This window comes from Dyadobacter jiangsuensis, from assembly GCF_003014695.1.
Taxonomy (GTDB): domain Bacteria; phylum Bacteroidota; class Bacteroidia; order Cytophagales; family Spirosomataceae; genus Dyadobacter; species Dyadobacter jiangsuensis.
This window is the reverse complement of record NZ_PYAS01000015.1, coordinates 178,880-190,752: the sequence shown is the minus strand read 5'-3', so window position 1 is coordinate 190,752 and position 11,873 is coordinate 178,880. Positions and strand designations below refer to the sequence as shown.

Genomic DNA, 11,873 nt, shown 5'->3' with positions numbered 1-11,873 from the left:
GGTTTAGGAAAGAACTATTATAGTTAAGACAAAAAAACACATTGAAATACCCCATTCAAGGGACGAAAATTTTCAGGCTTAAAAAGCGATACGGACTGCCGATTTTGGTCGGCAATCCGTATCGGTCATTTACTTTATAAACAGGCAGGGCATGGGCTCCGCTTATTTATCCCACCAAACTACACTCGAAAATGTGTTGGTACCGCCCTGGCGGGAACGCGCTTCGAGGAAATTGACATTGTTATACTGCTCTTCCGAGTCGGGAATCACGAAGCGGGTAGGTATTTTACCGCCTGTGATGTTGCCGGGATAATTGGTTGGCGTCAGCTTGGGATAGCCGGTGCGGCGCCAGTTCGAGAAGATCTCATATTCGTCTTCGAGGAACAGTGCCACCCATTTGTGCGTAGCGATCTGCTCGATTTGCTGTGCTACGGTGCCGGTTGCGTTGTATGGGTTGTTAGCAACATAGGCATTGATTTTAGCATCGGAGATCATACCTGCTGCACCGAAAAGTGCCCACTGACGAAGCCCGGCCTTCACAGCAGCCTCATAAGTAGCTTTCGCCGTGCTGCCTGTGTACCATCCACGCACAGCTGCCTCGGCCAGCAACAGGTTGGTTTCTGCATTCCCAAACACGATCAGCGGGGATGCGTAGCGCAAAACGGTAGCCGGATTAGGTTCGGAGAACGTGTTGAATTCCGCAGGACGGCTGTTGAAGGCCGCATTAGGCATTCCCTTTTGCAAAACGGTTGAAGTATCGGCTACATAAGTGTCCTTGGCTACCTCGCGCCACACGATCGAGACTACGTTCAGGCGTGGATCATTGGTCGTTTTCAAATAGTCGATAAATGTTTTGGCGAATTTTCCGCCTTCCACGTTGTCGCCGCCCGGAGTGGTGTAATCTGTGTTCATCAATCCGTTAGCGATGAAATTGCGGCTCAAAGTTTGCGAACCGTCCACGTAGCCGATAATCGCACGATCCACGTCTTCCAGGATCACACCGCCTGCGATCGCTTTTTGTACCCAGGTTTTAGCCATGGCATTGTCGACTTCCGTCAAACGCATGCCCAGGCGAAGCATGAGCGAGTACGCGAATTTTTTCCATTGGTCGATTTTGCCTCCGTACATCAGGTCGGCGCTGGCAAAGTTGGCCTTGCTCGCGTCGAAAGCCGCGATGGACTCGTCCAGCTCTTTCAGCATGTCTGCATAAATCGCCTGCTGGGTGTCGTACTTGGGGCCGTAGTTTTTGTCGGTTAATGCCTTGCCTGCATCGAAATAAGGAATGTCACCGTAGACATCCGTGAGGCGATGGAAAATATATGCCCTCCATATCCTGGCTGCCGACAGTTTGTTCACAGCCAACGGATCATTTTTCACCGCGTCGATAACCTGGTTGATCGAAATGACCGAGCCCTGGCCTTGCGCGGTGCCGGCATACGCATTCCAGCTTCCTTGCGAATAGGTGAAATTGAAGTACTTGTCACCCGCGGCAGGCACCTCTTTGTAGGTGGCAAAATGCTGCATGGACTGGCCGATCGTCAGGTAAGCAGCGCCGGTGAAGTTCGTGGACACGCCGTCGAGCTGCGCCCGGGTGAACATAAATTCGGGAACTACCTTCGAGTATTTATTGGGGTCGACGTTCATTTCCTCGAACCCTTTATCGCAGGAAGTAATCATCATGGCCAACGGGGCCGCATATATGAGTTTTTGAAATAAGCTTTTCATCGTACAGTTCAAGTTTAGAATTTCACCATCAGGTTCACGCCCATACTGCGGGTTCTTGGTACACCAAATGCTTCCAGACCCTGTGCATTGGTGCTGGTGTAGCTCGATTCCGGATCGAAGTACTGTTGTTTCTTGTCTTTGAAAAGGATGGCCAGGTTACGTGCTACGAATGACACGGAAGCCGATTGCAGTTTCAGGAACGCCAGCTTGTTGACCGGGATGTTGTAGCTCAGCACGACCTGACGAAGCTTGATGAAGTCGTTGTTGAACATAAACATCGCTGTATAGTTCTTGTCGTTGTCGTAGTAAGTATCCACATCCTTTTTCTCCCAGGTTTTGGTATAAGGAGCGCCTTCTGCTGTTACACCCTGTACGGTTACGCCCGTTTCACGTCCTGGCAGTGTTTCAACCGGCAAACCGAAGCGGTAGGCATACTGATAAAGGTTTGAGTACACAATGCTTCCGAATTTACCATCCACCAATACATTCAGGGAGAAGTTTTTGTAACGGAAATTGTTGGTGATCCCCATCGTCAAAGGAGGTGTTCCCTGTCCGATCTCTTCCAGGTCGCCCCGCACAGCGTAACCGCTCGACGGGTTGTACACGATATTGCCTGATGCATCGGTCTTCTTGCGGTAGCCCCAAACCGTTCCGTATGGTCTGTTGATGGCGTTACGAACGATACCACCACCTACACCGGTGCCAATGTCTACCTGGTTGATCCCGTCGGCCAAACGCTCGATTTTGCTTTTGTTGTAGGCCATGTTATAGCTCACATCCCAGCTGAAATTCGTTTTCTGAACCGGAGTACCTGTGATCAAGAGTTCGATCCCTTTGTTGCTCAGCTCACCAACGTTCAACAAAGCCGAGGTATAACCCGAAGACAATGCAATGTTGGTCGTAACGATGTCGTCAGTCGTTTTTCTGTTGTACAAAGTCACATCCAATCCCAAACGGTTGTGCAGGAATTTAGCTTCCAAACCTCCTTCGTAGGTAGTTGAGGTCAAAGGTTTCAGGTCAGGGTTAGGTACCTGCGAAGAAGCTAGGCCTTGTACCGGCTGGCCATTGTGGCCGCCTTGCTGCATATTGTAATACTGATAAATCTGGTATGCATTCACAGTAGCACCACCCACTTGCGCCCATGAACCGCGCAATTTTGCAAAGCTGATCGCCGAAGGCAGGTTGATAGCTTCCGAGAGGATCACCGAACCACCGATCGACGGGTAGAAAATGTGGTTGCTCTTAGGGTTCAAAACCGAGAACCAGTCCTGACGGCCCGAAACGGTCAGATAAGCCAGACCTTTGTAACCGAAGTCAACCGAACCGAAGAGCGAGTTGATCGCGCTTTTCATGTAAGTCGGCGTGGTGGTCATTGCAGCCAGGTTGGTATAGCTGTAAAAATAAGGTATGGTAAATTCGCTACCTGCGATGACAGTCTGATCAAAAACGCTGCGCTGTGCATTGGCACCGGCCATGGCTGAGAAGCTCACGTTTTCGAACTCTTTGTTATAGTTCACGGTCACCATACCGTTGGTTTCGGAAGAGGTGGTTTTTCTTCCTTCATAGGTTCCGCGGGGGAAGAATGCGTTGTTGGTCGGCTGCACGTATTCAGAGGTGAAGCTGTAAAAATCCTGGCTCACGCTACCTTTTACGTACAGGTTTTCCAGAATGTCGTAACGAAGGCTTCCCTGGCTCAAAAAGCGGTGCTTGGTATCATCGTTTTTGAATTTATTAACCACAAAATAAGGGTTTGGCGCAGCGGGTACCGGGTTCCATTCCAATTCTTTACCAGTCACGGCGTCATATCCGGGAGCTAAGCTGCGGATATCTACCACGTTGGCAACCAGGTATGTCGCCCAGTGCGGGTTCATATCTGCGTAACCTACTTTCGGACGGTTGGTTCCTTGTTCGAGGTTGTATTGGAAAACTGTTTCGAGGCTTAGTTTTTTACCCAGAAATGCATTCAGGTTCAGGTTCGCAATGCGGCGTACGAATGAAGAGTTCGGTACTACGCTATTTGATTTGGTGTTGTTCAAACCCAAACGGAAGTTGATAGCCTGGCTGCCGCCTGTCAATGCTACCGAGTTAATGTAGTTCGTTCCTGTATTATAGAAGTTTTTCAGGTTGTTTTTCTGTGGTGAATACGGGTGCATTTGTCCATCGACCTGAATAGTAGGCTGTCCATCCATTTTGGCGCCGTAAGACAGACGTCCTGTGCTTTTGGCCTGATCCAGTGATGTCGGTTTTACACCATCCACACCCTGGCCGTATTCATATTGCCATTTCGGGATTACCGCAAGGCTTTCAAATGTGGTGTTGCTGTTGATCTCCACACCGATGCCTTTTTGCGCACGTCCTTTTTTCGTGGTAATCAAAATCACACCGTTCGAAGCGCGGGCACCATAAAGGGCCGCCGCCGGACCACCTTTCAAAACGCTGATCGACTCGATATCGTCCGGGTTGATACCACCGATACCGTCTCCGCGGTCAACGTTCATACCGTTACCGTCGGCAGCGGTTCCGCCGGGCGTGGTGTTGTCCATCGGCATACCATTAATTACGTACAAAGGCTGGTTGTTACCATTCAAGGAACCGTTACCGCGGATTACAATGCGGCTCGATCCACCAGGGCCTGTGGCCATACCTGTCGCGTTCACACCGGCGATTTTACCGGTCAGCGCATTACCGATGTTATTCTCACGAGCCTGTGTAAATTCAGCCCCTTTCACTTCGGTCACCGCGTAGGCCAATGCCTTTTTCTCTTTGGCGATACCCAAAGCCGTTACCACTACTTCATTCAACGCCTTTGCTTCGGGAGCTAGCTGTACATTTACGGCAGTCTGATTTCCTACCGTCACTTCTTGCGACGTGTAACCTACGAAGCTGAAAATCAGGACCGCTGTTTCAACTTCGCCATCGGGGATTTCCAGCGAGAAGTTTCCCTCCCCATCCGACGAAGTACCACGCTGGGTACCTTTCACGAGTACGCTCACGCCGGGCAGACCAACGCCGGTCTCGTCTTTAACGTTTCCCGTTACGTTGCGTTTGGGAGCTGTTTTGGATGCATTTTCTTCAATAGGTGCCTGTTCGCGGCGCAGGATAATGCGGTCCTGAACCACTTCGTAAATAACTTTATGCGGGGTCAGAATTTTACTGAGAACTTCGGATAACGATTCGTCCTGAAATTTATAGGATGCTTTTTGATTGTTGAAGATCTGAGGGTTGTACATGAACTTAACCTTCGTCACATTCTCGATCTTCTCTAATGCCTTGTCAATCTCGGAATTGGCTAAACGCAAAGTCACTTTTTGTTCTAACACACGCTGTCCGCGCACGTCGTTCGCATGAACGAAAGTGCTGAACGCGATGGAGAGCAGGGCTTGATACAGAGTAATGCGCATGATTTTCTGTAAAGCATGGTGAAATTGTACTCTTTTTGACATAATTTTGATTTTTGTCGGGTTAAAATTCGGCATAATGATTCCCATAGCAGCCTCTATCAGATGCTGTTAAGCGTACACAAGCGGGGGGATTAATCGGGTCGGTGGTGTTGCAGCATCATCGACCTTTTTTGTAGAATAGAAATTAGTAGTGGTTTTGGGTCATAGGCAGAGGTGAATTTGTCATAAAGTATTGAGAGAAAGGTATTTTCATTAACATCCTTTACTGTTGATGATGATGCTGGCATCGAGCTGTTCATACTGTGCGCCGATCGTCTTGCAAATCAGGCTGATCTTCTCGAACAGCGGCTCGTCGGAAAGCGATGCGGTGAGGTAACAGTTCTGCATCACCTCCGCATCGAAAACGATCTTCACACCGTATGATTTTTCCAATGCCGCAAACACTTCGGTGATTGGCGTTCCCTTGAATTCAAATGACTGTCTCTGTATCGGTAATTCCAGAAGTTTGGGATCTGGAATAAGGCTTCTTGTAAGTCGTAACTCGTTGGGTGCGAATGTAATTTGCTGGTTGGGCGTCAACACCATTCCGCCGAGCTTATCATCCGCATGCTGGCTGGCAATGGCTTCCTTCGTCATAGGGAATACCGATACTTTACCCGTTTTTACGACCACTTTCACCTCCTGGTCGTCGAATGCACTTACTTTGAAGCTCGTACCCAATACTTTCGTCGCAAGCGTATGTGCATACACGTAAAAAGGTTTGTCGGGATTTTTGGCCACTTCAAAGAACGCTTCCCCTCTCAGGAACACTTCCCGTTTACGGCCTTCGAACCGGCGCGGGTAGGTAATGCGGCTGTCGGGTTGCAGGAGCACCGAGCTGCCGTCTTCCAGAATCACCAGCCTGGCCTCTTTCCCCGAGTTCACCGCCTCGATCAGCGGCTCCTTGATCTGGCTCAGGATCACTTTATACTGATCCGACTGCTTTTGGGAGAGCGTTTGCTTGTTGTACCACCATCCGGCAAACATCAGGATCAGCACCGAAGCCGCCATATGGTACCAGTTTGGCCTGAAACGCAGCCATATAGATGATTTTTTTGCATTATTTTCACCGATGGCATGCGATAGCCTGTAAATTTCATTAGCCACTTCCTCATCCGAAATACGATCGAATGCCGCTTCCGTCGTTGCCAGGAAATTCCGGGCACTGTTGACGAGGTCCAGTTTATCCGGATTATGTTCCAGCCAATCGGTCCATACGGCCTCATCGGCAGGGTCGTTGAACAACACCCAGCGTCTGAAAGATGGATCGGCGGCCAGTTCCTCCGGAAGAAAATTGCGGTAATGGAGCATATCAGGCAAATAATAATATGGCTAATTTTAATAAGGATGCGAGAACATTACGCCGATACTCTCTTTTTGGAAATTAATTTTTTAAAAAAAATGAGAGAGCTTCCGAAGTAATGTACCGTTAGAGTTCCAACGCAACCTTCTGATAAACGCCGCTTTTATTAATGTAGGGAATTAGATTATTTGCCTTGATTTTCCGTAAGCCTGGGCACAGTCCGGGCCTGTCATAAACTGATTTTGAATTTCATGGTTATCGGAGACGACGTTCTGATCTGTAAGGAAATAGTTGATTCGTTGTTGCCGAAAAACGGCGATGAGACGCTCTTGTGCCTATCGTTTTATGTGACGTTGTATTTTGAGGATGGGCATTTGTCTGCCAAACGTCGAGCCTGTGTAGATCTGTTTGATGAGTATCGACGAATTTTCGATGCGCCATTGATGTGGGGTACTCATCCCAAGAAATATACTTGGAAGCCCTTTGAGCCGAGCCTGAGCCCGAGTTCCTGGCTTATAGACACTCATCAGGATGTTTGGCAATATTATTATCATGGAGGCAAGACTTATGACAGTTGCTCTCCATGGAGAGTTCAGGCATTCGGCTATCCATCTATGGCGCCGGGTCATAAGCTAAGTTTTTTGAATGTTGCATTGCCGATAACGTTTTTTATTGATCAGCCTGCATTTGATGTGCCAAAGCTCTTTACTAATTGGTGCGACATCTTGCAGCCGTTGCATGGAAGTGGCGGGTTTGCAGTTTTGGCCTCACCTGACGCAAAAAAGGAAATGAGCATTTCTCAACAGATTCGGGTGTTGGCACAACGTTTTCCCGGTTTGGAGGTTGATTATCCGGCTAGCCATATTCTGTATTTACAGAACACAATCAAAGGCGTTAATTGGCTCACTTGTCTGGGTGATCGCTGGATCGAACAGCTAGGAGGGGTCGATTGGATGCGAAAAGACCTGGGAAATGAATTTATTTTTCATTCTTACACAAAGGGACTTTTAATTCAGGCGGGCCCACAACCCGGAGTTGGCGATAACTTATGCGGGGCGGGAATTGCCCATTACAAGAAGCTTTTTAGTGTACTAAGGCACATTTGCTGCTATGAGCATGCACCGCTCTTAGGTTTCGATCAAAAAAGTACAACGCAATGGTTTAGGCGTTTTGACTGGTTTCCTCCAATTAAATATACTTCCTGACAATAGGTATTTTCCTAAGCAAATAGCCTGATAAATAACTTCCGACAAATGCTGTCAGGAATGTGATCAAAAACTTAGCGAATGCCGGAAGTGGCACTTCCAGTAACCAATACTGCATCCAAAGAACAAACGGATAGTGCAGCAGGTAAATAAGATAGGCGTGGTCGGAGAGCGAGTCCCAGGCCCATTGGTGCCTTTTGGCCAAAGCGCGGAATGCAGTCATGAAGGCGATGCAGCTGAATGTGCAGGACAAAACGTAGATGGTGAAGTAAACGAAGTATCCTTGAAACTCCGTCAATGCTCCGGTTTTGACGAGCGTGGTCAGGTATGGCGATGCGATGGTAAGTGACGTATAGACCAGTCCGCACGCAACAAGCCAGAGCGGCCAGCGACGGACGAGCGGAGCGGAAGAGCCGAACATCGTTTCGTTGAAATTCACCTTACCCAGCCAGGTTCCCAGCAGGAAATAGCCGAAGTACAATGCTGCGCGGCTGATTTGAAAGTCGAACGGGCCGAAGCCTGTCCACTTGTATGGGCCCAGCCAGAATGCAAATGGGACGTACAGTGCAAATGTGAATAAGAACCACCATAGGACTATCCTGCCGGGTTTGTATTTGCTGGAATCGAAGTTTACTGGCGCCGCAAACTTTGGCCGGAAAAGGACGTAGAGGAACGCGAATGCAATGTTGAACACAAACAGCACCCATATAAACCATGGCGGTCCGACGGGCCATTGCTCCACGATGAAAAAGTCTTCCACATATGCGCGCAAGCCTGTGCTCTCGTGCGCGAGTACGTAGGAAGGGTAATGTGCGATAAGGTTCAGAATGGTACCGCCGATCAGAAATGGAATAAACAACCGGTAGAACCTGTCGCGGATAAATGCGCCGGGGCCTTTACGCTGAATGCTTTTGATGACGAATAACCCAGCGATGAGGAACATCAGCGACATGAAGAACACATCGTTGAAGTTCTCGAAGATGTCCAGGCCGATCCAGCGCTGTGCGTCCACCACAGGGTGGGTAGACCGGATGTACGCAACCTTGTCGAAGCTTGCGAATGTGGTATAGGCGAGGGAGGAGTGGTGGGCAACCACCAGAACGGTCAGAAATGAGCGGAGGTAGTCAATCCAGAGAGTTCGGCTGGGGGCTTGTTGCATGGGCTACGGGTTGTTACCGAAAGGATGCATTAAATGAAAGCCCGGTTGCATACGGCGACGAGATAATGGAAAGTTTTAGGCAGGAGCTTCGGTCGAAACGAAGGAATTCGCGTCCGGAGGCTAGAATTGCAGCGCAAAACAAAGCAACAGCAGGTTGCTGATAGGATGAATGTGCTGTTTCAGCGCGGTGATTGCCTTGAAAAGGAGGTTGGCTACCGATTGCCGGTTTACCTGCATGAGATCGGCGATCTGTTCGTTGTCCATCCCCTCGAAGTATTTAAGGAAAACGGCCTCTTTTTGGCGACGGGGGAGTTCTTCGATGGCGCACCGCACTTTGACCTGATTTTCACTCAGTAGTTCCTTCCGTTCAATTTCGGTTTCGACTGTCTGATAATCGGAAACCTGGTGAGCTTCGTCGATGTCCAGGAATGGGTGGGACCCGTTGCTGCGCCGGAATTCCTGCATGAGCTGGTTGCGTAAAGCACGCAGGAAGTAAATAGTAACGAACTGTATTTGAATGTTCTGCCGCCTCTCCCAGATGTGAATCATCAGATCCTGGATCGCGTCTTTGATGAACTCCCTGTCGGCGGTGAAATTGCAGGCGTAATTGAAAAGCGTGCGGTATTGTTTGTCGGCAAGTTGACAAAATGCCAGACTGTCCCCGCCCTGGCTTTGGTGCCAGAGATTTAAAAGAATTTCATTCTCCTCAGCGATGCGTTGTTTCTTGTTCAATTCTTGTCGGGTCAGTTAAACAAATTAACTGTTAAATCGCCATAATCTAAAATATAAGTCCGACTTTATTTTTTGTGAGCGAATTTAATCCTGGTTAATTGTATTATTCCGAAATAAAAATTTTCCAAAAGGGTCGTATGTGTCCGTTCTGCCGGATTTGTAACTGCTTGAATTAGGAGGAAAGGGAGAAAGGGGAGGAGGGAGGAAAGGGAGGAAAGGAGGATGGAGGAAAGGGAGGAAGGAAGAAAGTGGCGAGGGAGAGCATAACCTTCGTCCCTCCTCCCTTTTCTCCTTCCTCCCTTTCCTCCTCCTAATTCTAAACGTAAGCAATACAGTCAATCTCAACCAAGGAGTCTCCTGGTACGCCGCCGTACACTGCCACCGTGGTGCGGCATGGCGGCTTGCTGCCGAAACGGCCCTTGTAGGCTTCGTTCATGGCTTTGTAGTCGTTCAGGTCGTGGAGAAATACGGAGCATTTCAATACTTTTTCCATTGAAGAACCTGCTTTGATCAGCTCTTTTTCCAACTCGTCGAGTACGTGCTTGGTGTGAGCGGTAATATCGCCGTCGAAGTGTGCACCCTTACCGGCTACGAAAACGAGGTTATTAAACTTGGTATGGCCCGAGAAAAGAGGCACATCCTGATACATTTCTACGTCGCCCACTTCTTTTTCAGGTGCCGGTGCAGGTACTGCTGCCTGCACTTTTGATACAGCGCCGATGCCCGCGATGCCGGCAACCGATGCAAAAAGCTTTTTGATAAGAGATCTTCTTTCAGATTTCATAACAGATTAATTAGAGTTATATGTAGAACGAGATGTATTACGAAGTTTTCTTTTTGGCTTTTTTCGCCAGTTTGTCATTGGCTGGCAATGTTATTTTCCAAAGGCTTCCGCCCGCTTTATTACCGCCTTGCTTACCGCCATATTCGATCACATACAGTGTGTTACCAACTAGCAGGGCGTCGGTAGGGGCCGTGAAGTTGTTGATGATGCTGGTGGTTTTGGTTTTGTAATTGTCGGTCTTTTTATCGTAAACCATTTCCAGGTGAAGCAGGTCTTTACCGTAACGGCGCAGTGGGTTCGGATTAACGACGCCGTTGCGCGGACCACCGGTATAGCGGATCACGAAGCCGTCGCCGGTGAACTCTTTGCCCAACGCATTGTGGGTGTCAAAGAAAAGGCCGAGCGGCGACGAGTGTGCATTGAAAGTACCCACCGTAACACCAGTGGTATCCCCGTCCATAACTACGCCGGTTTTACGGTCGCGGTACTCGTTGGCGTCCGGGCCCATGTTCTGTACCGAAGGCGAGAATTTTACGCCGGCAGGGCGTTTCGGGAAGTCGGGGTCGTTGTGGAAGTACTTCATGAGGAATGCGAATGCAAACTTGCTCAGGAAAGGGTCCTTTTCCGGGTCCGGGTTAAAATCCGGGAATTGCTGCGGGTTTTCAATGCCGCCCATTACCCAGGGAAAACCGTAATGATGGCCCTTCCTTACCCAGAACATGTCCTCGGGGTGATCGTAATCGCCGGAGTTGGAAACGGCAAAAAGATTGCCTTTGGCATCGAAAGCCATGTCGTACGCATTACGGATGCCTTCCGCGAAAATGTAGCCGTCGGCTTTTAGTTTCGCAAGATCCGTTGACAGCAAGAGGTCTTTGGAATTGATCGGGAATCGGAAAATGTTTGCAGTGAGCGCATTGTCACGTGCATTCGGATATTCCCCGCCATTGTCCTGGACCTCGCCGTGGTCGGTGCGCGCGCCGGTGTTCACGTAAATGTATTTGCCGTCGGGACTGATTTCCAGTGCGTTCCAGCCATGGTCGAAGGTGGTTTTGTTGGCGCCGTATTCAACAGTATTGAACACGACCGTCATTTCCGGTTTCTCGACGCCTTGCTTCATTTCGTAGCGGACCATCCGGCCTTTGTTGCCTTTGTTGTTGTTGACGCTCACATTCCCGGCGAGGAAGAGGGTATTGCCATGAAATGCAGCTCCTTGCAGGCGTGGAATGCCGTGGTCTTCGACAGAAAGCAGCTTTTTGCTCACAGGCTTGCCGTCCTCGATCACGATTTTAACGACATCTCCGAAAAACGTAGTGTAGTACATTTCACCGGTTACCGGGTGCTGGATCAGGCGAACGGCTTCCGGTTCTACTTTCATGTACTCTTCAATGGTAATGTCGTCGCGAAGTGCTTTGGGGACAGATGTGGTGACCTCCCGTTGTTGTCCGAAAACATGGAACGTCATGCCCAAGGCGAGCGCCGACGTGAATCCGGACTTGATAATGCGGCTGTAATGTAACATAGTGTT

8 protein-coding genes are annotated in these 11,873 nt (G+C 49.2%); 1 reads left to right on the top strand and 7 read right to left on the bottom strand.

Annotated features, from left to right (window positions below; genetic code table 11):
* Positions 1 to 162 precede the first annotated feature (162 nt).
* The 3 genes from CLV60_RS26995 to CLV60_RS26985 all read right to left on the bottom strand — a co-directional run bounded on the left by CLV60_RS26995 (position 163) and on the right by CLV60_RS26985 (position 6,476).
* Entirely contained in the window at positions 163 to 1,725 is a 1,563-nt protein-coding gene (locus tag CLV60_RS26995) for a SusD/RagB family nutrient-binding outer membrane lipoprotein (RefSeq protein ID WP_106598509.1), read from the bottom strand.
* 14 nt (positions 1,726 to 1,739) lie between these two features.
* Positions 1,740 to 5,126 (bottom strand): SusC/RagA family TonB-linked outer membrane protein, encoded by a 3,387-nt coding sequence (locus tag CLV60_RS26990; RefSeq protein WP_229211148.1) that lies wholly within the window; start codon positions 5,124 to 5,126, stop codon positions 1,740 to 1,742.
* Between the two features lie 252 nt (positions 5,127 to 5,378).
* Positions 5,379 to 6,476 carry a FecR family protein gene (locus CLV60_RS26985; protein ID WP_106598508.1) on the bottom strand — a complete coding sequence of 366 codons (1,098 nt, stop codon included), beginning with the start codon at positions 6,474 to 6,476 and terminating at the stop codon, positions 5,379 to 5,381.
* A gap of 243 nt (positions 6,477 to 6,719) precedes the next feature.
* Here CLV60_RS26985 and CLV60_RS26980 point away from each other — a divergent pair, with 243 nt between their 5' ends.
* Positions 6,720 to 7,673, top strand: coding sequence for a type VI immunity family protein (locus CLV60_RS26980; RefSeq protein WP_106598507.1), 954 nt, complete (start codon positions 6,720 to 6,722; stop codon positions 7,671 to 7,673).
* Here the strand turns inward: CLV60_RS26980 and CLV60_RS26975 are convergent.
* The 4 genes from CLV60_RS26975 to CLV60_RS26960 all read right to left on the bottom strand — a co-directional run bounded on the left by CLV60_RS26975 (position 7,657) and on the right by CLV60_RS26960 (position 11,867).
* On the bottom strand, positions 7,657 to 8,832 hold the full coding sequence (locus CLV60_RS26975; RefSeq protein WP_106598506.1) for an acyltransferase family protein: 1,176 nt from the start codon (positions 8,830 to 8,832) through the stop codon (positions 7,657 to 7,659). The two genes, CLV60_RS26980 and CLV60_RS26975, sit on opposite strands and share 17 nt — an antisense overlap.
* Positions 8,833 to 8,952: 120 nt before the next feature.
* The gene (locus tag CLV60_RS26970) at positions 8,953 to 9,564 is read right to left on the bottom strand and encodes an RNA polymerase sigma factor (protein ID WP_106598505.1); all 612 of its coding nucleotides are present in this window, start codon (positions 9,562 to 9,564) and stop codon (positions 8,953 to 8,955) included.
* Positions 9,565 to 9,880: 316 nt separating this feature from the next.
* Positions 9,881 to 10,348 (bottom strand): RidA family protein, encoded by a 468-nt coding sequence (locus CLV60_RS26965; RefSeq protein WP_106598504.1) that lies wholly within the window; start codon positions 10,346 to 10,348, stop codon positions 9,881 to 9,883.
* Positions 10,349 to 10,385: 37 nt separating this feature from the next.
* Positions 10,386 to 11,867: a PQQ-dependent sugar dehydrogenase gene (locus CLV60_RS26960; RefSeq protein WP_106598503.1), complete on the bottom strand. Its 1,482-nt coding sequence runs from the start codon at positions 11,865 to 11,867 to the stop codon at positions 10,386 to 10,388.
* Positions 11,868 to 11,873: the final 6 nt, after the last annotated feature.